Here is a 21,487-nt window from a genome sequence, read left to right on the forward strand (position 1 = left end):
GCGGGAGGTGGCGGGTCGCGTGCTGGTTAGGTTAGCCTCACCTTTGCCATGCTCGCCACCCTCGTCATCGGCCTCCGTGAAGGCCTCGAAGCGACGCTCATCGTCGGCATCATCGCCGCGTTCCTCCGTCGCAACCGCGTCCCCCTCGCCCCCATGTGGTTCGGCGTCGGGGTCGCCGTGGTGCTCAGCGTCGCCGTGGGCTTCGGCCTGCAGGTCGTCGAGCAGGCGCTCCCGCAGGCCCAGCAGGAGGGCATGGAGGCGATCATCGGCATCGTCGCCGTCGTGTTCGTGACGGGCATGATCGTCTGGATGCGCACCCACGCGCGGACGCTCACGACCGAGCTCGAGGCGAGCGCGACCGAGGCCCTCGGCCGCGGCACCGCCTGGGCCCTCGCCGGCATGGCCTTCCTCGCCGTCCTCAAGGAGGGCTTCGAGACCGCGGTCTTCCTGCTCGCCACGTTCCAGGCGTCGTCGGACACCGGGCTCGCGGCGCTCGGTGCGGTCATCGGCATCGCGGGCGCCGTGGTCGTCGGGTACGGCATCTACACCGGCGGCGTCCGGCTGAACCTGTCGAAGTTCTTCACCGGCACGGGGATCTTCCTCGTGTTCGTCGCCGGCGGCCTCGTGCTGACCGTGCTCCGCCGCGCGCACGAGGCCGGGTGGATCGTGATCGGGCAGCAGCGCACGGTCGACCTCAGCTGGCTCGCGCCGAACGGCTCCGTGCAGGGCGCCCTCGTCACCGGCGTCCTCGGCATCCCGCCGGACCCCCGGGTCATCGAGGTGCTCGGTTGGGTGCTCTACGTCGTCCCCGTCCTCGCGATCTCCCTGTGGCCGCGTGCCTGGCGCCCGTCCCGCGAACGGGTCCCCGCCGTGCGGCTCGGCATCGCCGGTGTCCTCGCCGTCGCGGCTGCGACCCTGGCGATCGCGGTCCCGACCGGGGGCGTCGACCTCCCGTCCACGGCCGCCGTGACCGGCGGCGGCTCCGTCACCGCGTCCGTCGACGGGACGGCCGCGAGCATGCGCACCAGCGGCACGGGCCAGGAGGCGCGGGTCGCCTTCCCGGCGTCGACCCACCGGAGCGTCACCCGCGCGGGCGTGACCGCCGACCGCTGGCGGCGGACCGAGGACGGGTCGGCCGCGCAGCGGCCGTCGAGCCTGACGCTCGACGACCTCGTCGACCTGTTCGGCCGCGTCCCCGTCGGCATCTCACCGAGCACGAACCCCGGGCCGTTCTCGGCGCGCTGGGCCGTCCGCGACACCGTCAGCCTCTGGACCGTCCGGGGTGGGGTCCTGGACGCGAGCCGCGCGGAACGCACCGTGCTCACGCTGAGCGGTGGGGGCCTCCCGTCCGCTCGGACCACGACCCTGGACCGCACCGTCTGGTCCGTGCCGGACGCCCGCGTCCAGCAGGCCGCCACCGCGGTGGCGGCCGCGGACACCCGCTCCGCCGAGCTGCTGCTCTGGAAGGCCTGGCTGCCGGTCGCTCTGGGCATCGCCGCCGCTGCCCAGGCGTTGCTCGCCCTCCGCGACCGCCGTCGGCGGCCGGAGCCCACGACCACCACCCCCGAAACCGACCCGTCACGCGGCCCACCCGCGGACGACCCCACGAGGAGCCCTGAGTATGCCGTTCGGTAGGACTGCCCGCCCCCTGACCACCCTCGGCGCCCTCGGCGTCGTCACCGCCCTCGCCCTGACCGGCTGCGCGGACTCGTCCACGTCGGCGGGTGACACCGCGAGCAGCTCCGGCAAGGTCTCCCGCGTCTCGGTCACACTGACGAACGACGGCTCCGACAAGTGCGCCGTGTCGACCACGAAGGTCCCCGCCGGTCCGGTCACGTTCACGGTGAAGAACGAGTCGTCGACCGCGATCACCGAGGTCGAGCTGCTGCAGGACCAGCGCATCCTCGGCGAGAAGGAGAACCTCGCGCCCGGGCTGGCCGCCGTCACGTTCACCGCCACGCTCACCGGCGGCAAGTACCAGGTGTACTGCCCCGGCGCCGACCAGGAGCTCACCGACTTCACCGTCACCGGCAAGGTGACCTCGACGGCGAACAGCAGCGCCGCGACCCTCCTCGACGAGGGCACGAAGGGCTACGCCGAGTACGTCGACGGCCAGGTCACCGACATGGTCGCCGCGGTCGAGCAGCTGCAGAAGGACGTCGACGCGGGTGACCTCGCCGCCGCGAAGACCGACTACGCGAACGCCCGTCCGTTCTACGAGCACGTCGAGAGCGACGTCGACGGCTTCGTGAAGAAGGGCTTCAAGGCGACCGACAACGCCGGCAACCTCGACTACCTCATCGACATGCGCGCCTCGAACCTCGACCCGGCCGTCGGCTGGAGCGGGTTCCACGCGGTCGAGAAGGACCTGTTCGAGGCAGGGGCGATCACCGCGTCGACCAAGCAGACCGCCGCCGACCTGACCGAGAACGTGCAGCTGCTCGCGAAGCTCGTGCCGACCCTCGACTACAAGCCCGAGGACCTCGCCAACGGTGCCGCCGGCCTGCTCGAGGAGGTCCAGTCGAACAAGATCACCGGCGAGGAGGAGGCGTACAGCCACATCGACCTCGTCGACCTCGCCGCGAACGTGGAGGGCGCCCGCCAGGCCTTCGCGTACCTCAAGCCGGGCCTGACGAAGCTCGACCCGACGCTGACGAAGCAGATCGCGACGCAGTTCGACCGCACGAACACGCTCATGGACGGCTACCGCAACGCCGACGACCTCGGCGGCTTCGACACGTGGGACGCCGCGACCAAGGCCTCGGACGCGAACACGATCTCGCAGCAGGTCCAGGCGCTGCAGGACCCGCTGTCCCGCCTCGCCGAGAAGGTCGCCACCGCGTGACGACCCCGCACGACGAGCCGGCCCGCGACGGGACGGGCCCCGCGCCCCTCTCCCGCCGCGGGCTCCTCGGCGCCGGCGTGACCGCCGGTGTCGCTGCGGCCGGAGCCGGCCTCGGCGCCGCCGCCGGGGTCGCCGGTGCCACGGCCGCGACCGGGGTGAACCCGTTCACCGCGGCGACGAACGGCGACGAGTCGATCGACCTCTCGCGGAGCCACCCGTTCTACGCGACCGCCGCCCGGCAGCCGCAGGGCGGGGTGCAGACCGCTCCGCAGCGCTACTGCGTGTTCATGACGTTCGACATGTCCTCGACGGTCCGGACCGACCTGCAGGTGCTCCTCGCCCGCTGGTCGGCGTCGATCGCGCAGCTGCAGGCCGGGAAGACCGTCGGCAGCGTCGAACCCGCCCACGGCGACGGCGTCGGTGCGGACACGGGGGAGGCGCTCGACCTCGGTCCCGCGTCCCTGACGGTCACCGTCGGCCTCGGCCCGGGGCTCTTCGACGAGCGCTTCGGCCTCGCGTCGAAGAAGCCGGCGCACCTCGCCGCGATCCCGACGCTGCCGAGCGACAACCTCGACCGTGCCCTCACCGGGGGAGACCTGTCCCTGCAAGCGTGTGCGGACGACCCGCAGGTGGCGTACCACGCGGTCCGCGACCTCGCCCGGATGGCCCGCGGCACCGCGACCGTGCGGTGGACGGTGCTCGGCTTCGGTCGCGCCTCGGCCGGGCCCGACCAGTCCACGCCCCGCAACCTCATGGGGTTCAAGGACGGCACCCGGAACATCACCACCGACGAGGACTACGACCGCTTCGTCTGGGTCGACGAACCGGGGTCCGGGGCCGGCTGGATGCGCGGCGGCACGTACCAGGTCGTGCGGAAGATCCGGATGAACATCGAGATCTGGGACGCGGACGTCGTCAGCGACCAGCAGCGGGTGTTCGGCCGCACGAAGATCGAGGGCGCACCGCTCTCCGGCGGCTCGGAGCACACCACGCCCGACTTCCACGCGACGGCGTCGGACGGCACGACGAAGATCGACCCGACGTCGCACATCGCGCTCGCGGCCCACGAGGTGAACGGCGGCGTGAAGATCCTGCGGCGGCCGTACAACTACACCGACGGGCTCAACCAGTACGGTCAGCTCGACGCGGGGCTGCTCTTCGCGGCGTACATGAACGACCCGGGCCACTTCACGACGCTCCAGCGGAAGCTCGGCGCCTCCGACCGGCTCAACGAGTACGTCTCGCACATCGGGAGCGGCGTGTTCGCCGTCCCGCCGGCGCCGCGCAAGGGCTCGTACATCGGCGAGCAGCTCTTCCGCTGAGGAAGTGAGATGGGTGCCCTCCGTCGTTTCCCTGGAGACGGAGAGCACCCGCGTCGCGGAGTCCCCCGGGCGGAACCACCGTCCGGGATGAGAGGCGACCCAGCGCGACGCGTCGCGATGCGACAGGGCTGAGCGTACCCCGCCGATCGCCGGTACAGCAGGGAAGTACCGTGATGGGACAAGCGTCGCGGGCCACCCGCGGACGGGCGCCGACGCTGCGGACCGGCACCGCGCCTCCTGGACCCACGAGAACGGGCCGTCCCACCTGGGTGGGACGGCCCGTTCTCCTGCCTGGAGGCGAGTCGTCAGTCCGTCAGGTCCGTCGCCTCGCGCTCGGCGCGCTTCCGACGCGCGAGCACCAGCGCCACGAGGCCCGCGAGGAGCAGGAGGCCGGCTGCGACGGCCGGGGCCGCGATGTCGGCACCGGTGTACGCGAGCGCTCCGCCGGCGTTCGCCGGGACCGTGCCGTCGACGACGCCGTCACCGTCGGTGTCGACACCGACCGCACCGTCGTCACCGCCGCCGGCGCCCGGGGTACCCGGCGTGCCGGGGTCGGTCGGGTCCGTGGGGTCAGCGGGGTCGGTCGGGTCCACGGCCGCGGCGACGGGGATCGTCACCGCGAGCGTGATCGTCTGCCCGTTCGGCAGCGTGACGACGAGGGGCTCGTCGGTCGTGGCGGCCGGGGCCACGGCTGCCGCGAGGGTCGTCGTGCCGGCTGCCCGGCCGCGTGCGGTCGCGGGGTCCGTGGTCCCGCCGGGGACGAGGAACGACAGCGTCGCCTGTCCCTGCTCGTCCGTCGTGTCGACGATCGTCGTGTCGACCGTCGCGCGGTCGAGTTCCTTCCCGCCGGCGCTGACGGTGACCGTGCCGCCCTGGTCGGGTTCGTTGCTGAACGTCAGCGAGGAGAGCTCGATGGTGACCCGGTCACCGGGCTGGAACCCGCCGTCCGGGGTCGCCGTCGTGCGGATGCCGGTGGAGCGCTGGTCGTGGGCGACCGTCACCGTGGGGTCCGCGCGGAAGTACTCGACCTGCGCCTCGAGGTCGACCTTGCCGCTGTCCTGCTTCGCCGCCGCCTGCTTGAACGCGGCGAAGTTGTCGCCGCCGCCCGCGAGGAACGAGTTGACGGTGACCTTGTAGGTCGTGTCCGCGTCGATGGCCGTTCCGTCGAGGGTCATCGTGGTGATGCGCGAGCCGGCCGGGGCACCCGGGTCGTAGGTGTACCCGAAGCCGTCCGAGGCGCCGAGCTTGAGGAACGGCCGGCTCGACCCGGAGGGCTGCCACTGCTGTTCGAGCGCCTGCCGGATCTGCGCGCCGGTCAGGTCGAGGACGACGAGCGTGTTGGCGAAGGGCTGGACGACCGCGGCCTCCTTGTAGGTGACCGTGCCCGACGCGATGTCGGCCCGGAGCCCGCCGGGGTTCATGAACGCGATCTGCGAGCCCTGGCGGGTCGTCGCGGCGCGCTGCACCTCGGCGACGAAGTTCCCCAGCGTGGACTCGCCGCCGCGGTTCTCGGAACCGTTGCGCTGCTTCGCACGGCCCAGGTCGCGGTCGACCGTGCCGAGCTCGACCGCACCGAGGACCTCGGCCTCGGCAACCGCGTCGTCGACGGTGGCCTGCACGTCGGCGTCGGGCGTGAAGGTCCCGTCGACGAGCCGGATGTTCTCCGCGACGGTCGACGTGACGGTGCCGTCCGCCGCGACGGTGAGCTGCACGTGTCCGAGGTTGAAGCCGTACGAGCCGGTCTGGATCACCGGGCGGGTGGCCGGACCGTCGCCGACCTTCGCCTGGTGCACGTACGTCTGGTGGGTGTGCGCGGAGAGGATCGCCGAGACACGGGGGTCCACGTCGCGGACGGCACGGGCGAAGTCGGAGTCGCCGTCGAGGTCCGTCGCAGCAGCGGACTCGGCACCGTCGTGCACGAGCAGGACGAGGACGTCGGCCTCGCCGTTGCCCTCGACGCCGTCGGTGAGGTCCGCTGCGACCTTGTTCACCTCGGTCGTGATGTCGCCCATCTCGAGGCCCTCGATGCCGGCCGGGCTCACGAGGCCCTGTCCGACGAGGTCGACCGTGGCGCCGATGAACCCGACGCGCTTGCCGCTGATCTCCTCGATCGCGTACGGGTCGAACGCGGGCTCACCCGTCGCGGTGTCGAGGATGTTCGCCGAGACGTAGTCCCACTGCGCGTTCCGGTCACCCTGGGGTCCGATGACGCGGTCGCGCAGGTCGTCTTGGCCCTTGTCGAGCTCGTGGTTCCCGATCGCACTGACGGCGAGGTCCATCTGGTTCAGGACGTCGATCGTCGGCTGGTCGTCCTGGATGAAGGACTCGAACGTCGATCCGCCGATGTTGTCGCCGGAGCTGACGAACGCGGACGTCGTCGGGTCCGGCCCGCGGAGCTGCTCGAGCGCACCCGCCAGGGTCGCGGCACCGGCGGCGTCGCCGTCGCGCGGGGTCGGCTTGCCGTCGGTCTGCGAGATCGACTGTGCGATGCGGCCGTGGAAGTCGTTGACGTCGTAGAGGTCGATCGTGGTGTCCCCGTCGGCGGCGATCGCAGCGGACGGGACGGACAGGGCGACGAGCACGCCGGCGGTGGCGAGTGCTGCGCCGCCGACGAGGCGCCGTCGTCGGCGCGGGGAGGTGTGAGCGTTCATCGCCCAAGAACCTATGAAGTCGTACAGCCGACGCGCCAGGGTGTGCCGCAACACGTCACGTGTTGTTCACACACGCAACACGGGCACGCACGCCTCAGTCGACGGCGATGAGGGGCCGCAGCGTGCGGTGGGCGATCCGGAGCCCTTCGAGGACCTTCTCGTCGGTCCCGCCCCACAGCGGGTCCTCGTGCTCGACGCTCAGGGTGCCGTCGAAGCCGGCCTCGTACAGCCGGTCGACCACGTGCGGCCAGTCCACCACCCCGCGACCCGGGACCCGGAAGCGCCACCAACCCATGTCCCACGGGTCGTCGCCCTTGTCGACCTTGCCGAAGAACCCGTACTCGTCGCGCTTGCGTGGGAAGAGCTCGACGTCCTTCGCCTGCGCGTGCACGATGTGCTCGGCGAACGGCAGGATCGTCTCGAGCGGGTCGATGCCGATCCAGGTCAGGTGCGAGGGGTCCCAGTTCAGGCCGAAGCCGAGCCCGGTGACCCAGTCCCAGAGCTCGGGGGAGTAGGCGAGGTTGCCCGGGTACCCGTCCGGGTGCCAGCCCTCCATCACGCAGTTCTCGATGATCAACCGCACACCGCGTTCGCCGGCGTGGTCGACGAGCTCCGGCAGCACCTGGTCACCCAGGCGCATGTTCTCGCGCACCGACTTGCTGTTGTCGCGGCCGATGAACGTGCCGACGTACGGCACCCCGAGCACCTGGGCGGCGTCGATCGCGTGGAACAGGTGCTCCTTGACCTCGGCCCGGCGGTCGAGGTCCTGGTGCAGGTTGTTCTCGTAGTAGGCGAAGGCCGAGATCTCGAGCCCGGTGCGGTCCAGCAGCTCCCGCGTGGCCTGGGCGTCGTCGTCCGTGAAGGTGGCCACGGGCAGGTGCGCGGCCTCGAAGTCACGCCCGCCGGTGCCGGGCCAGACGCCGACCTCGAGGCGCTCGTACCCCTGCTGCTGGGCGAACGCGGCGATGCGGTCGAGCGACCACCCGGGCAGGCAGGCCGTCAGCATCCCGAGCTTCACCGGATCTCCCCCCACGTGCCGTCGGCTGCGCTCCCGACCACGGCGTCGATGATGTGGGCCGACCGGGCGCCGTCCGCGAAGGTCGGGAGTCCCTCGGGCCACCCGTCCGGGTCGGGTCCGCTCCGGACCGCGTCGTAGGTGTCGGCGACGAACGCGGCGAACGCGTCGAGGTAGCCCTGGGGGTGCCCCGACGGCACCACGGCCAGGCGCCGCTGGTCCGGCACGCCGAGCGACGGGTCGCGGACGACGATCTGCGCGCCGCGTTCGTTCCCGAACCACGCCGACTCGGGCTGCTCCTGGTCGAAGGCGGCAGATCCGCGGGTGCCGTCGACCTCGAACCACAGCCGGTTCTTCCGCCCGGAGGCCACCTGCGAGATGACCACGTTGCCGATGCGACCGGTGCCGGTCCGGAAGGTCGCGACCGCGGTGTCCTCGGTGGTGACCTCGGCGCGCTGCGAGGCGTCGGCCACCGGGTCGGGGTCGGGGGAGCCGGAGAACGACGGGCCGGACGCCGCCGGACGCGTCGGGTAGACGATGTCGGTCGCGGCCGAGACCGAGGCGAAGCGCTCGCCCGTGACGAACTCGACCAGGTCGCACCAGTGCGAGCCGATGTCGGCGAACGCCCGCGAGAGGCCCCCAGAGCCCGCGTCGACCCGCCACGACGAGGCGTCCTCGTCGAGCATCCAGTCCTGCAGGTAGTGGCCGTGGACGGCGAGCACGCGCCCCAGGTCGCCGTCGGCGATGCGTCCGCGGATCTCCCGGATGATCGGGTGGTACCGGTACACGAACGGCACGGTGGCCACGACGCCGGCCAGCCGTGCGGCCTCGACCAGCTCGTCGGCCTCGGTGGCGTCGATGGCGAGCGGCTTCTCGCACACGACGTTGATCCCGGCGCGGATGACCGCGAGGGCCTGCGGGTGGTGCTGGTCGTTCGGCGTGCAGACGTGCACGACGTCGGGGGCGTCCGCGATCACCTCGTCGAGCGAGGCGTACCCGCGGGGGAGGTCGAGCTGGGCGGCGACCTGCTCGGAACGGGACGGACTCCGGCCGAGCACCCCGAGGACCTCGGCGCCAGCCGCGCGGGCGGCCCGCGCGTGCACACCGGCGATCATGCCGGTCCCGACCACGGCGACGCGCAGGCGTCGCCCTCCGTACCCACTGCTCATGGTGCTCCCTCGCGCCGGACTGGACCCCACCGTACCGACGTCTCCCGGCCACACGCCGGAACGCATGAGTACGTTCTGGGGCATGTCGAGCCTCCAGACCTCCCTGCTCATCCTCGGTGCCAGCGGCGACCTGTCCAAGCGGCTCCTGCTGCCGGGCCTGGCCACCCTCCTCGAGGTGAAGGACGACTGGGACGTCCAGCTCGTCGGAGCCGGCGTGGAGGACATCTCGGACGCCGACTGGAAGGCGCAGGTCCGCGAGTCCTTCGAGAACGCGCAGGCGTCGAAGAACGAGGAGGACGAGGGGGCTGCCGACGGCGGTGAGCGCCTCAGCGAGCGGCTCCTCGGTGTCATCGACGCCTCGAGCTACCGCAAGGCCGACGTCACCGACGCCGACGACCTCCGGACCCTGCTCGGCGACTGCCGGTACGACCCCGCGATCTACTTCGCCCTGCCGCCCGCCGTCACCGAGAAGAGCTGCGAGGTGCTCAAGGACCTGGACCTGCCGTCCGGGACGCGCCTGGCGCTGGAGAAGCCGTTCGGCACCGACGCCGAGAGTGCCGAGCACCTCAACGACGTGCTGCACTCGTTCCTCCCCGAGGAGCGCATCCACCGGGTCGACCACTTCCTCGGCCGGTCCACCGTGCTGAACCTGCTCGGCCTCCGCTTCGCGAACCGCATCATCGAGCCGTTGCTGTCGTCCGCGCACGTCGCCCGCGTCGACATCGTCTACGACGAGACGCTCGGACTCGAGGGCCGTGCGCGCTACTACGACAAGGCGGGCGCGCTCGTCGACATGATCCAGAGCCACCTGCTCCAGGTGATGGCCGTGGTCGCGATGGAGGCGCCGGCGTCGATCGACGCGGACGACCTGCGCACCCAGAAGGAGCTCGTGCTCCGTGCCGTCCGGCCGTGGGGTGGCGACGTCGTCGCGGCGGGCAAGCGCGCCCGGTACACCGCGGGCACGATCGGCGACCGCTCGCTGCCGTCGTACGCCGACGAGGAGGGCGTGGACCCGTCCCTCGGGACCGAGACGCTCGCGCAGCTCACCCTCGAGATCGCGAACTGGCGCTGGGCCGGGGTGCCCTTCACGCTGCGGTCCGGCAAGGCCCTCGCCGAGCAGCGCCGCGAGATCGTGATCACCTTCAAGGACTCGCCGCACGTGCCGGTCGGCCTGCACGGTGCGGAACTGCCCGATCGGCTCCGGATCTGGATCGCACCGGACGAGATGCAGCTCGAGCTCAACGTCAACGGCGCCGGCGACCCGTACACGATCGACCACACGAGCCTGGACGTCACGTTCAACCCCGGACGCCTCAGTGCCTACGGCGAGGTGCTCGCCGGGGTGCTCGAGGGCGACGCCACCCTGTCCGTCCGCGGGGACAGTGCCGTGCAGGGCTGGAAGGTCGTCGAGCCGTTCCTGCAGGCCTGGCGCAGCGGGAAGGCCCCGCTCGACGAGTACCCGGCAGGTTCCGAGGGACCCGGTTCCTGGGACAACATCGACTGCTGACGGACCGCGCGGCGTAGGTTCCGACGCGTGACCACGATCGACGACGTCCTGCAGACCGTTCCCGAACCCGCCGGAGCCGACGTGCGCGTCGATCCCGTCCGCTACGACCACGAGGGCACCCCGCTGCTCGGCGTGCTGGCGAAGGACGCGGCGATCGCCGGTCGTCGCCCGGCCGTGCTCGTCGTCCACGACTGGCACGGTGTCAACGAGCACGTCGAGGCGCGCGTCACGATGCTCGCCCGCCTCGGGTACGTGGGCTTCGGCGCCGACGTCTACGGCGAGGGCGTCCGACCGGGCGACGACACCGCCGCCCAGGTCGCCGGGTCGTTCTACCAGGACCTCGCGCTCATGCGGGCCCGGGTCCGCGCCGGCCTCGACCGCCTGCTCGAGGACCCCGACGTCGACCCCGCCCGGGTCGTCGTGATGGGCTACTGCTTCGGCGGATCCGCCGCGCTCGAACTCGCGCGCACCGGGGCCGACCTCGTCGGCGCGGTCTCGTTCCACGGTGGGCTGCTCACGCACGACCCCTCCGACGCGGCCGACGTCCGGGCGAAGCTGCTCGTCCTGACCGGCGCCGCGGACCCGGTCGTGCCGGACGAGAAGGTCCACGCGTGGCAGGACGAGATGCGAGCGGCGCCGGCGGTCGACTGGCAGGTCGTGACCTACGCGGGCGCGATGCACGCCTTCGCAGTGCCCGGGACGGACGCACCGGACCACGGTGCGCAGTACCAGGAGCGCGCCGACCGTCGGTCGTGGCGGGCACTCGAGGTGTTCCTCGCCGAGGTCTTCGACGAGGAGCTCGCCGCGCTCTGAGGGCCGACACGCCGAGGGCGGGCTCGGGGCGGCCTCGATTGGCGTTCGGGGCCGCAGCTGTTGTAGAGTCTTCCACGGCCGCAAGGCCACGCGCTCGTAGCTCAATGGATAGAGCATCTGACTACGGATCAGAAGGTTGGGGGTTCGAGTCCCTTCGAGCGCACTGCACCACCGAACCGATCGAAGGCCCCGTCGCACTGCGACGGGGCCTTCGTCGTTCCTGGCCTGGCCTGGCCTGGCCTGGCCCGGGCCGGAGCCGCGTCAGCGCAGGCGCGCCGCCTGCTGCCGGTCCTTCTCGTGCTCCCGCACCACCGCGCTCACCGCGAGCCACAGGAGCAGCGACACGAACCACCAGAAGCTCACCACGGCAGCAGCGCCGGCGAGCGACGCCGCGAGCGGCACGAGCTCGACCGAGTCCGGTCCCTTGCCGAAGATGACGATCGCCGAGACCCAGAGCCCGATCGCCGCCAGCAGGGAGATGATCCACACGACCAAGAGACCGTCGCGCCACCCGTTGTTCACGGGACCACCGTACCGGAGCGTTCGCACAGGAACGCCGCAGACGCCGAGCAGCCCGGTCAGGGCAGGTTGATCGCCACGATCAGCGCGACGAACCCGAGCGTCACCGTCCCGACGATGAGCACCGTCCCGGCACCCCAGGTCGTCCGGAGCCGCCGTCCGGGCTTCGCGACCTCCCGCACCCGCACGACCGGGCCGTCATCGGCGGAGACCGCTGCCTCCGAGCGCTCGTCCCGCCACCGCGCCCAGCGCTCGACCCGGTCGTCGAGGGCGTCGACCGCCGCCGCGAGGGCCTCCCACCGCTCGGGCCGGTCCGTGATCAGGTCACGGGCGCTGATCAGGTACATCCAGTCGTCCACGATCTCGACGTCGAGCCCCCGCACGTGGTCGACGAGCCGCGCCATCACGTCCGGCGTGAACAGGTACAGCGCGTCGCGTTCGTACCCGGCGGGGCAGTACAGACGGAAGTACCGGTCGAAGTCGCCCTCCAAGGACAGCACCTGCGAGCCACGAACGACCGACGAGGTGTGCAGCGGGCGTCGAGGGCCCTCCTCGGACCGCAGCAGGATGTTCGGCAACGCCACCGGCAGACGCATCGCGCAGTACCCGCCGAACGCCGGCGAGGTGTTCGTCATGATCGACCGGACGAGCTCGTGGTTCGCGAACTCCAGGCCTCGGGGCCCGGGGGTCCGGAGCACCCGATAGCAGTTCAGCGCGCCGCGTCGACGGAGCGGGGCGTCACGACGGGTCCCGGTCGGCCCCGGGCTGTAGGTCATGCCGTTGGCCGCCGCGAACCGGGCGAGGCGGTGGTGGACCCGCTTCCGCGGGCGTCGGCGCCGCACCCGGATCCACGCCCAGGTGCAGAGGACCCCGGCCAGGCCGAGGAAGGCGCCGATCACGCTCTGCACGAGCACGGCGGTCGCCACGTCCTCGCCGCCCTCGGCGATGGTGGCGGTGATGACGAGGGTGAACGCGAGCAGGCCGATCGGCAGGCAGAGTGCTCCGGCGCCGAGGACGATCCGTCGGACGAGTCCGACCAGGTCGCGCGCCTCGGGGTGCTCGGCGACGAGGGCCTTCCAGGTCCGTCGCGCGTCGCGGCGTCGGACCGGCTCGGTGAGGGCGGTGGTGTCGATCGGTGTGCGCAGTGCCTGCACGGTTCCCCCCGGTTCGTGACCTCCCGACCCTACCGGGTGGGCAGACGGACGGGAGGCGCGGTGCCAGCTGGCACCGCGCCTCCCGTCCGTGACCCGGTCGCGTCGACTACGCGACCTGCGCGCGCACCTCGGCCAGCGTCGGGTAGTCGGTGTAGCCCTCGGCGCCGTTGCCGTAGAACAGCTCCGGGCGCGGCTCGTTCAGCTCGGTGTCCTGCTCCCAGCGGTACGCGAGGTCCGGGTTCGCGATCGCCGCGCGACCGACGCCCACGGCGTCCGCGTGGCCCTGCGTGACGAGGGCGATGGCCTCGTCACGGGTGGTCAGCGCGCTGAAGCCGGAGTTGGCGATGAACGGGGCGCCCGCGGTCCGGCGGATGTGCTGCACGAGGTCGCCGGTCGGCTCGGCGTGCAGGATGTCGACGAAGGCGAGGCCGAGCGGCGCGAGGCCCTCGGCGACGGCGGTGTAGACCGCGTGGACGTCCGCCGGGTCGCTCTCGAGGACACCCTGGATGCCGTGCTCGGGGGAGAGGCGGATGCCGGTGCGGTCGGCGCCGATGGCCTCGGCGACGGCCGTGGTGACCTCGATCGCGAAGCGGGCGCGGTTCTCGGGCGACCCGCCGTACTCGTCGGTGCGCGTGTTCGACGCTGCCGACATGAACTCGTGCACGAGGTAGCCGTTCGCCCCGTGCACCTCGACGCCGTCGAGTCCGGCGGCGATCGCGTTGCGGGCGGCGCGGACGAAGCCCTGGACGGCCTCGCGCACCTCGTCGGTGGTCAGGGCGTGGGGGACGGGCATGTCCGCCTTCGAGCCGTCGGGGAGGTGGGTCTGCCCTGGCGCGGCGATCGCGGACGGGGCGACGATGCGCGGCGTGCCGGAGATCGCGGTGTGGGACACCCGGCCACCGTGCATGAGCTGCATCACGATGCGACCGCCCTCGGCGTGCACGGCGTCGGCGACGCGGCGCCACCCGGCGATCTGCTCGTCGGTCTCGATGCCGGGCTGCCCGGGGTACGAGCGGCCTTCCTGTACGGGCCACGTGCCCTCGGTGACGATGAGCCCGAGGCCGGCGCGCTGGGCGTAGTGCTCGACGAGCAGATCGTTCGGGATGCCGTGCTCACCGGCGCGCGTGCGGGTGAGGGGCGCCATCACGATGCGGTTCGACAGGGGGAGTGCGCCGAAGTCGGCGGGTTCGAAGAGCTTCACGCCCGGGTGGAACGACGGGTTGCCGGGTGCAATTCCCGCTCGGGGCGGATCGTCAGGCTCGGGGGCACACGAGCGTCGAGGAGCGCACCTGCCCCTCGGGGCGGATCACCTGGTGCTGGGAGAGGGGTTGGCCGCAGATCGGGCAGCCGCGGTCGATCGTGCGGTCGTCGATGCCCTCGGGGTGGCCGGCGCCGATCTGCGACGGGCCCATCTTGGCGATGAGCGTGCTGTTCCACCGTTCGTACCACTGTCCGAAGCGACCCACGGTCCGTCCTTTCGTTCGTACACGAACCATTGTGCCACGAACGGCTTCGCAGCACACGGCCGATCACACGGTGTCGACGCGTTCGAGCAGCTCGGTGAGTTCGTCCTTCAGTGCTTCGAGGCGTGCCAGCGGCCAGCCGAGGCGGTCGGCGACGGCGAGCGGGACCGCCCGGGCCTGTTCGCGCAGGGAGCGCCCGGCCACGGTGAGGGAGACCTCGAGCTGACGTTCGTCCGTGGTGCTCCGGGTGCGGCGGACGTAGCCGGAGGCCTCGAGGCGCTTGAGCAGCGGGCTGAGGGTGGCCGAGTCGAGCCGGAGTTCGCGGGCGATCTCGCGGACGGAGCGAGGGTCCTGCTCCCAGAGGGCGAGCATGACGAGGTACTGGGGGTGCGTCAGGCCCATGGGTTCGAGCAGGTCGCGGTAGAGCCCGATGACGCTCCGGCTCGTCGCCGCGAGCGCGAAGCAGAGCTGTCGGTCGAGGGCGAGCGGGTCGACGTCGGTCTCGGTCATCCGCCCACTCTACCGTTCGTGTACGAACGAGCGGGCGGGGTCTGCGCGCGCGGTGCTCGGTCGAGTGGTTGCGGGCGCGGGGTTGCGACAACCCGCGAGTCGATCGACTGGCGGAGTGTCGGAACATGCGCACGCAGAGGATGCGCGGGCACAATGCGACAACACGCGTGTCGATCGACTGGCGGAGTGTCGAATCCACGGTGCGAGACGCACGCACTGGAGGCGCGGGCCGACCCGTGTGGGTCGACCCGCGCCTCCTGGGTGGTCGCGTCGTGCCTACGCGCGGTGCGCCGGCGGGTGCCCCGACTCGTGCGCGTTCGCGTCCGGCTCCACGGGGAGCGCGTGCGAGCCGGTGTGGGTGCTCTCGTGCCCACCGGCCGGGTGCGAGCGCTCGAGCTTGGCGCCCTCGACGTCGACGTCCGGCACGATCCGGTCGAGCCACTTCGGGAACCACCACGCGCTCTCGCCGAGCAGGTGCATCGCGGCCGGGATGAGCAGCATCCGGACGACGAACGCGTCGACCAGCACACCGAACGCCAGGCCGAAGCCGATCGGCTTGATGGTGGAGGAGTCCGAGAAGATGAAGCCCGCGAACACCGAGATCATGATGATCGCGGCCGCCGTGACCACTGCGCGACCGGCGTGCAGGCCCCGCTGGACCGCGACCTTCGCCGAGGCTCCGTGGGCGTACGCCTCGCGCATGCCCGACACCAGGAAGAGCTGGTAGTCCATCGCGAGCCCGAACAGGATGCCGATCTCGATGATGGGCAGGAAGCTCAGGATCGGTGCGGGGTCGTGCACCCCGAAGACGCTGCCGAGCCAGCCCCACTGGTAGATCGCGGTCAGGCCACCGAACGACGCCAGGACGGACAGGATGAAGCCGGCCGTCGCGGTGATCGGCACGAGGAACGACCGGAACACGATGATGAGGATGATCAGCGACAGGCCGACGACCACCACGAGGTAGAGCGGCAGCACGTTCGAGAGCTTCTCGGACACGTCGATGTTGGCGGACGCGTTGCCGGCGACCCCGAGCGTGACCTTCCCGTCGTCGGTGGAGACGGTCTGCTCGCGGAGGTCCTTCACGAGGGTCTCGGTCGAGACGCTGTCCGGGCCACCGGCGGGCTTCACCTGGAACGCGATGATGTCGCGGTCCTTCGAGGCGCCGATCGGCAGGACGGCCTTGACGTCGTCGTTCTTCGCGATCGCTTCACCGATGGTGACCTCGGTCGCGGTGACGTCGTCCTCGCTGACCGAGTCCGGCAGGGTGGCGACGACGAGGAGCGGCCCGTTCTGGCCGGCACCGAACTCGTCGTCGAGGGCCTTGTACGCCTTGTACTGGCTGGACTCCACGGACTCGGACGCACCCGTCGGCAGGCCGAGGCGCATCTGCGTGGCGGGGAGGGCGATGGTGCCGAGCACCGCGACGCCGGCGACGAGCGTGATGACCGCGCGCCAGGTCGACATCGGCTTGTTCGGGACGCGGGTCGAGTCGGTGTTGCCGATCTTCGCGCGCTCCTTCTTCCGGAGGATCCGCATGCCGATGAGCGACAGCAGCGCCGGGGTGAAGGACGTCGCGATGAGGATCGCGAAGAACACGGCGACGGCACCGACCGTGCCCATCAGGCCGAGGAACGGGATGCCCGTGATGTTCAGGGCGAGCAGCGCGACGATGACGGTCGCGCCCGCGAAGACCACGGCGTTGCCGGAGGTGCCGTTCGCGAGCCCGATGGACTCGTGCACGCCCATGCCCTGCTTCAGCTGGGTCCGGTGTCGGTTGAGGATGAAGAGCGAGTAGTCGATGCCGACCGCCAGGCCCAGCATCACCCCCAGCACCGGCGTGACCGAGATGAACTCGACGAGGCTCGAGAACGACAGGGCCGCGAGGGACGCCACGCCGACGCCGAGCACGGCGGAGACGAGCGGGACGGCGGCGCCGATGATCGTGCGGAGCATGAGGAACAGCACGATCGCGGCGATGATCACGCCGCCGATCTCACCGGGGCCGAGGATCGACGGGACGCCCTGGGCGATGTCGTTCGAGACGTACACGTCGACGCCGCTGATGTCGGCCGCCTCGGCGTCGTCCGCGATCTGGGTCTTCGTGTCGGCCGGGACCTCGTAGGTCGACTTCGTGAACTGCACGGTGCCGATGACGGCGCTGCCGTTCGACGACACGAAGCGGATGTCCTTCGACAGGTCGAGGAGCTTGGAGCCCTGCTCGAGCTCCTGTTCGCTGTCGTCGAGCTTCTTCGTGGTGTCGTCGATCTTCTGCTGTGCGGCCTCGATCTGCTGCTCGCCCGAGGTGATCTGCTGCTGCTGCGCGTCGATCTGTGCCTGTGCCTGGGCGAGCTGGGCCTGGGCGGCCGCCGCCGCGGCACCTCCCGCTGCCTCGGCCTGGGTCTTCTGCGCGTTCAGCTGGGCCTGCGCGCTGGCGATCTGCTCCTTGCCGGATGCCAACTGCGACTTCTGCGCGTCGAGCTCCTCCTGACCGCTCTCGATCTGCGCACGGCCGTCGGTGATCTGCTCGCGGCCGTCGACGATCTTCTGCCGCTGGTCGTCGAGCTGCTGCTGGGTGTCGAACCCGCTCGTGGCGCCCTTGACGCCGTCGAGCTTCTCGACCTTCTGCAGGAAGTCGGCGACGTCGGACTTCTGGGCGTCGCTGAAGGCCTTGCCGTTCGTCGTCTCGAAGACGATCGTGCCGGTGCCGCCGTTCGCGGACGGGAACTTGTCGGCGAGCTCGTCCTGCACCTGGCTCGTCTTGGTGTTCGGGATCGTGATCGACGACGAGATGGTGCCGGCGAAGAGCGAGTACGTGACACCCGCGATGCCCATGATCACCACCCACGCGATGATCACGAGCCAGTGGCGTCGTGCGGAGAACCGTCCGAGACGGTAGAGGAGACCGGCCATGCGGTTGCCCCGATCCTTTCGTTGTCAGCTGCTGTGGAGCGGGGTGCGCCGGTGGACCCCTGGGAGGGAAGTGTCAGTCGTCGGCCATGTAGCCGCTGCGGACGCTGTGCACGAGTCGTGCGAGCAGGGCGTCCCAGTCGTCGAGCGCGTCCTGGTCGAGGCGGGGTCCGGTCGTCGTGAGCCAGTGCTCGGCGATCACGACGATCCCGCTCATCAGGGACTCGACGAGGAGTGCGGCGTCGAGGGCGTCGGCGGCCGGGTGGCGTCGGGCGACCTCGTCGCGGAGGCGTTCGGTGACCCGTGCGAAGGCGGTCTGGGTGAGCACCGCGGCCTTCGGGTCGTCCTTGCCGGGGTCGCCGAGGATCCGGTACATCCCGGCGATCGCGGGCGCCAGGTCGGCACCGCGGGCGGCGGACTCGAGCTCGTCGAACATCGACGACCGGCTACCGTCGCCGACCGGGGTCTTCGCCATGTCGGCGAGGAAGCGGTCGATGATGACCGAGAGCTCCTGCTCGCAGACGGCCAGCAGGACCTCGTCGAGCGACCCGAAGTGGTTGAACACGGTCCGGCGGGCGATGTCGGCCCGTGAGGCGAGGTCCTCGACGCTGAACCCGCGGCCCCCGCGCTCCTCGACGAGGTCGCGGGCGGCCTGCAGGATCGCCGCACGGTGCTTCGCCTTGAGGGCAGCACGGCGGTCGATCGACAGGGTCACGGCCACGACACTAGGTGCATCGATGCACTCGGTGCAACGACGTGGAGAGTATCTTCAGGTACGTACCCCGGCGGGAACCGTGGTTCTGAACAGATGTGCACGTGGTTGACTGGGTGAGCACGTCCGCCGTACGAAGGAGTACCCGATGCCCGTCCGTCTGTCCCCGCAGCACCTCGACGAGATCGCCGCGAGCGGTGTCGCCGTCCCGACCTACGACCGCGACGGGATCACCGCCGGCATCGTGCACTTCGGCGTCGGCGGCTTCCACCGGGCGCACCAGGCGATGGTGATCGACCGGCTGCTCCAGCAGGGCGAGGCCCGCGAGTACGGCATCTGCGGCGTCGGCGTGCTCGAGCAGGACCGTCGGATGGCCACGGCGATGGCCGAGCAGGGCGGGCTGTACACGCTCGTCCTCAAGCACCCCGACGGCACCCGCGAGTCCCGCGTGATCGGCAGCATCGTCGACTACCTGCTCGCCGTCGACGACCCCGACGCCGTCGTCGAGAAGATGGCGCACCCGGACACCCGGATCGTCAGCCTGACCATCACCGAGGGTGGCTACAACTTCGACCACGTCACCGGCGAGTTCGTCGCCGACGAGCCGGGCGTTGCGGCCGACCTGCGCGGCGACGGCCCGCCGCACACCGTGTTCGGACTCGTCGTCGAGGCCCTGCGGCGCCGGCGGGACCGTGGGCTGGAGCCCTTCACCGTGATGTCCTGCGACAACATCCAGGGGAACGGGCACGTCGCCCGCGAGATGTTCACCGCCTACGCCCGGCTGCAGGACCCGGCGTTCGCCGACTGGATGGACGAGCACGTCTCGTTCCCGAACTCGATGGTCGACCGGATCACCCCGGTCACCGCCGACGAGGACCGCGCCTGGGTCCGGGACGAGCTCGGCATCGAGGACGCCTGGCCGGTCGTCGCCGAACCGTTCTTCCAGTGGGTGCTCGAGGACGACCACCCCGCGGGCCGCCCGCCGTACGAGCAGGCCGACGTCCAGATCGTCGACGACGTCGAGCCGTACGAGCTCATGAAGTTGCGGCTGTTGAACGCCTCGCACCAGGGCCTGTGCTACTTCGGGTACCTGTCCGGGTACCGCTACGCGCACGAGGCCACGCAGGACCCGGCGATCGCGACCTTCCTGCGCCGGTACATGGACGAGGAGGGCACGCCGACCCTGCACCCGGTGCCCGGCATCGACCTCGAGGACTACAAGTCCACCCTCATCGAGCGCTTCCAGAACCCCGAGGTCCGCGACACCCTCGCCCGGCTCTGCGCCGAGTCGAGCGACCGCATCCCGAAGTGGCTGCTGCCGGTGGTGCGCGAGAACCTCGCCGCCGACCGACCCGTCACCCTGTCCGCGGGCATCGTGGCCTCGTGGGCGCGCTACGACGAGGGCACCGACGAGTCCGGCGAGCCGATCCAGATCGTCGACCGGCTGGCCGAGCCGTTGCACCGCATCGCGCTCACGCAGCGGGACGACCGGCTCGCCTTCATCCGGAACCGCCAGGTCTTCGGTGACCTGGTTGACGACGACCGGTTCGTCACGGCCTACCGCGACGCCCTCGACGGGCTGATCGCGGACGGTGCCCACGCGACGGTGACGCGCCTGTCGCGTTCCTGAGACGCGACCGTCCACGGTCCAGGAGGCGCGGTGCCGGCCCGCACCGCGCCTCCTGGCCCGTCCCGTGGTGCGTCCAGGGCGCTAGGGTCGCGTCGTGAACCGGACCGACCGCCTGTACGCGCTCGTCGAGGAGCTGCGCGCGGCGGCACCCGGTCGGCGGAGCGCTCGTCGCCTGGCCGAGCACTTCGGGGTGAGCGTCCGCACCGTCGAACGGGACCTGCGGGCGCTGCAGGAGGCCGGCCTCCCGATCTGGTCCGAGCCCGGACGCACCGGCGGGTACACCATCGACGCCCGCGCGACGCTCCCGCCCCTCGGGCTCACGGTGGACGAGGCGCTCGCCGTGGCGATCGGCCTCGGGACCCTCGGTGCGAGCCCCTTCCGCGACGCCGCCAGGAGCGCGGCGCGCAAGGTCACCGCGGTGCTCGCCGAGGACGACGCCCGTCGGACGGCACGACTCGCGGCACGGGTGCTCCTGCTCGAGGCGGGGGGCCGGGCCCCGGCACCCGTCGCACTCGCGGGGGCGCTCACGGGCGGACGCGTGGTGCGGATGCGGTACCGGGACGCGACCGGCACCGAGACCGACCGCACGGTCGAGCCGCTCGGGTACGTCGGCAAGGGCGAGGACTGGTACCTCGTCGCCTGGTGCCGACTGCGCGACGGGGTCCGGGCGTTCCGCGGCGACCGGGTGCTGGCCGTCGAGGAGACGGACGAGGTCGCGCCGCCGCGGGTCGTCCGGACCGAGGAGCTCGACATCCCGCACGGGGTGCTCCGACCCGTCCTCGGGGACTGACGGACCGATCCGCGGAAACCCCGACAGGACGGTGTCGCGGACGGCGAGGATGCTCGACCCCGGGTGGCCACGGTGGTCACCCGGGAAGGCACACCGTGGAGTTCGCATCGATCCGCATCATCACCGACGACCTGGACGGGATGGTGGCGTTCTACGAGCGCGTCACCGGCACGACCGCCCGACGTCCGGCTCCGGTCTTCGCGGAGATCGTGACCGGCGGCCTCGTGCTCGCGCTCGGGACGCCGGCGACGGTCGCGGTGCTCGGCGTCGACGCGCCCCGGGCGGGTGCGGCGGGCAGCGCGATCGTCGAGTTCCTCGTGGCGGACGTGGACGCGACGTTCGACCGCCTGCAGGACGGTCCCGCCGACGTGGTGCTGCCGCCGACGACGATGCCGTGGGGCAACCGGTCCGCGATCCTCCGGGACCCGGACGGCACGCTGGTGAACCTGTTCAGCCGTCCCGCGTGACCGTTCCGGT

Annotated in this window: 18 protein-coding genes and 1 tRNA gene; 9 read left to right on the forward strand and 10 right to left on the reverse strand. The window is 71.6% G+C overall.

Going from position 1 to position 21,487, the window contains the following annotated elements; genetic code table 11:
- Nucleotides 1-48 precede the first annotated feature (48 nt).
- From efeU to efeB, 3 genes are read left to right on the forward strand one after another with little or no spacing between them, the layout of a single operon-like run.
- Nucleotides 49-1,635 carry an iron uptake transporter permease EfeU gene (efeU, locus tag BM028_RS08900; protein ID WP_092386047.1) on the forward strand — a complete coding sequence of 529 codons (1,587 nt, stop codon included), beginning with the start codon at nucleotides 49-51 and terminating at the stop codon, nucleotides 1,633-1,635.
- Nucleotides 1,622-2,845 (forward strand): iron uptake system protein EfeO, encoded by a 1,224-nt coding sequence (efeO, locus tag BM028_RS08905; RefSeq protein ID WP_092386049.1) that lies wholly within the window; start codon nucleotides 1,622-1,624, stop codon nucleotides 2,843-2,845. Before efeU ends, efeO begins: the two co-directional genes overlap by 14 nt.
- A complete protein-coding gene (gene efeB / locus BM028_RS08910) occupies nucleotides 2,842-4,167 on the forward strand; it encodes an iron uptake transporter deferrochelatase/peroxidase subunit (RefSeq protein WP_092386051.1) in 1,326 nt (441 codons plus the stop codon). Before efeO ends, efeB begins: the two co-directional genes overlap by 4 nt.
- A gap of 305 nt (nucleotides 4,168-4,472) precedes the next feature.
- Here efeB and BM028_RS08915 read toward each other — a convergent pair whose 3' ends face one another.
- The 3 genes from BM028_RS08915 to BM028_RS08925 all read right to left on the reverse strand — a co-directional run bounded on the left by BM028_RS08915 (nucleotide 4,473) and on the right by BM028_RS08925 (nucleotide 9,002).
- Nucleotides 4,473-6,818 (reverse strand): bifunctional metallophosphatase/5'-nucleotidase, encoded by a 2,346-nt coding sequence (locus BM028_RS08915; protein ID WP_092386053.1) that lies wholly within the window; start codon nucleotides 6,816-6,818, stop codon nucleotides 4,473-4,475.
- A 94-nt stretch (nucleotides 6,819-6,912) separates the two neighbouring features.
- Complete coding sequence (locus BM028_RS08920; protein ID WP_092386055.1) at nucleotides 6,913-7,836, reverse strand: sugar phosphate isomerase/epimerase family protein; 924 nt, start codon at nucleotides 7,834-7,836, stop codon at nucleotides 6,913-6,915.
- Nucleotides 7,833-9,002: a Gfo/Idh/MocA family protein gene (locus BM028_RS08925; RefSeq protein WP_092386057.1), complete on the reverse strand. Its 1,170-nt coding sequence runs from the start codon at nucleotides 9,000-9,002 to the stop codon at nucleotides 7,833-7,835. Before BM028_RS08925 ends, BM028_RS08920 begins: the two co-directional genes overlap by 4 nt.
- Nucleotides 9,003-9,084: 82 nt before the next feature.
- On the opposite strand from BM028_RS08925, the gene BM028_RS08930 reads away from it, so the two are divergent.
- The 3 genes from BM028_RS08930 (at nucleotide 9,085) to BM028_RS08940 (ending at nucleotide 11,485) form a co-directional block, all read left to right on the forward strand.
- Nucleotides 9,085-10,509 carry a glucose-6-phosphate dehydrogenase gene (locus BM028_RS08930; protein WP_092386059.1) on the forward strand — a complete coding sequence of 475 codons (1,425 nt, stop codon included), beginning with the start codon at nucleotides 9,085-9,087 and terminating at the stop codon, nucleotides 10,507-10,509.
- Between the two features lie 27 nt (nucleotides 10,510-10,536).
- A complete protein-coding gene (locus BM028_RS08935; RefSeq protein WP_092386061.1) occupies nucleotides 10,537-11,322 on the forward strand; it encodes a dienelactone hydrolase family protein in 786 nt (261 codons plus the stop codon).
- Nucleotides 11,323-11,412: 90 nt separating this feature from the next.
- A tRNA-Arg gene (locus BM028_RS08940) sits at nucleotides 11,413-11,485 on the forward strand.
- A gap of 98 nt (nucleotides 11,486-11,583) precedes the next feature.
- On the opposite strand, the gene BM028_RS08945 is transcribed toward BM028_RS08940, so the two are convergent.
- From BM028_RS08945 to BM028_RS08975, 7 genes are all read right to left on the reverse strand, one after another.
- Nucleotides 11,584-11,844, reverse strand: coding sequence for a hypothetical protein (locus tag BM028_RS08945; RefSeq protein ID WP_092386063.1), 261 nt, complete (start codon nucleotides 11,842-11,844; stop codon nucleotides 11,584-11,586).
- A 56-nt stretch (nucleotides 11,845-11,900) separates the two neighbouring features.
- Nucleotides 11,901-12,995, reverse strand: coding sequence for a hypothetical protein (locus BM028_RS08950; protein ID WP_092386065.1), 1,095 nt, complete (start codon nucleotides 12,993-12,995; stop codon nucleotides 11,901-11,903).
- Between the two features lie 106 nt (nucleotides 12,996-13,101).
- A complete protein-coding gene (locus BM028_RS08955; protein WP_092386067.1) occupies nucleotides 13,102-14,196 on the reverse strand; it encodes an alkene reductase in 1,095 nt (364 codons plus the stop codon).
- Nucleotides 14,197-14,248: 52 nt separating this feature from the next.
- Complete coding sequence (locus tag BM028_RS08960; protein WP_175473687.1) at nucleotides 14,249-14,461, reverse strand: hypothetical protein; 213 nt, start codon at nucleotides 14,459-14,461, stop codon at nucleotides 14,249-14,251.
- 63 nt (nucleotides 14,462-14,524) lie between these two features.
- Nucleotides 14,525-14,968, reverse strand: a complete 444-nt coding sequence (locus tag BM028_RS08965; protein WP_092386069.1) for a MarR family winged helix-turn-helix transcriptional regulator — start codon at nucleotides 14,966-14,968, stop codon at nucleotides 14,525-14,527.
- 276 nt (nucleotides 14,969-15,244) lie between these two features.
- Nucleotides 15,245-17,881 carry an MMPL family transporter gene (locus tag BM028_RS08970; RefSeq protein ID WP_092386071.1) on the reverse strand — a complete coding sequence of 879 codons (2,637 nt, stop codon included), beginning with the start codon at nucleotides 17,879-17,881 and terminating at the stop codon, nucleotides 15,245-15,247.
- A 73-nt stretch (nucleotides 17,882-17,954) separates the two neighbouring features.
- Entirely contained in the window at nucleotides 17,955-18,593 is a 639-nt protein-coding gene (locus tag BM028_RS08975) for a TetR/AcrR family transcriptional regulator (protein WP_139219791.1), read from the reverse strand.
- 145 nt (nucleotides 18,594-18,738) lie between these two features.
- Between BM028_RS08975 and BM028_RS08980 the strand changes: the two genes are divergently transcribed.
- The 3 genes from BM028_RS08980 (at nucleotide 18,739) to BM028_RS08990 (ending at nucleotide 21,477) form a co-directional block, all read left to right on the forward strand.
- Nucleotides 18,739-20,220: a mannitol dehydrogenase family protein gene (locus BM028_RS08980; protein WP_071296010.1), complete on the forward strand. Its 1,482-nt coding sequence runs from the start codon at nucleotides 18,739-18,741 to the stop codon at nucleotides 20,218-20,220.
- 94 nt (nucleotides 20,221-20,314) lie between these two features.
- Entirely contained in the window at nucleotides 20,315-21,010 is a 696-nt protein-coding gene (locus BM028_RS08985) for a helix-turn-helix transcriptional regulator (protein ID WP_092386073.1), read from the forward strand.
- A gap of 95 nt (nucleotides 21,011-21,105) precedes the next feature.
- On the forward strand, nucleotides 21,106-21,477 hold the full coding sequence (locus BM028_RS08990) for a VOC family protein (protein WP_071302777.1): 372 nt from the start codon (nucleotides 21,106-21,108) through the stop codon (nucleotides 21,475-21,477).
- Nucleotides 21,478-21,487 lie beyond the last annotated feature (10 nt).

The organism is Curtobacterium sp. YR515 (assembly GCF_900113095.1).
Taxonomy (GTDB): Bacteria; Actinomycetota; Actinomycetes; order Actinomycetales; family Microbacteriaceae; genus Curtobacterium.

Excerpts from the sequence above, each read along its gene's own strand:
- BM028_RS08970 (WP_092386071.1), bottom strand. The coding sequence starts at position 17,881 with ATGGCCGGTCTCCTCTACCGTCTCGGACGGTTCTCCGCACGACGCCAC.
- BM028_RS08965 (WP_092386069.1), bottom strand. The coding sequence starts at position 14,968 with ATGACCGAGACCGACGTCGACCCGCTCGCCCTCGACCGACAGCTCTGC.
- BM028_RS08925 (WP_092386057.1), bottom strand. The coding sequence starts at position 9,002 with ATGAGCAGTGGGTACGGAGGGCGACGCCTGCGCGTCGCCGTGGTCGGG.
- BM028_RS08915 (WP_092386053.1), bottom strand. The coding sequence starts at position 6,818 with ATGAACGCTCACACCTCCCCGCGCCGACGACGGCGCCTCGTCGGCGGC.
- efeO (WP_092386049.1), top strand. The coding sequence starts at position 1,622 with ATGCCGTTCGGTAGGACTGCCCGCCCCCTGACCACCCTCGGCGCCCTC.
- BM028_RS08980 (WP_071296010.1), top strand. The coding sequence starts at position 18,739 with ATGCCCGTCCGTCTGTCCCCGCAGCACCTCGACGAGATCGCCGCGAGC.
- efeU (WP_092386047.1), top strand. The coding sequence starts at position 49 with ATGCTCGCCACCCTCGTCATCGGCCTCCGTGAAGGCCTCGAAGCGACG.
- BM028_RS08930 (WP_092386059.1), top strand. The coding sequence starts at position 9,085 with ATGTCGAGCCTCCAGACCTCCCTGCTCATCCTCGGTGCCAGCGGCGAC.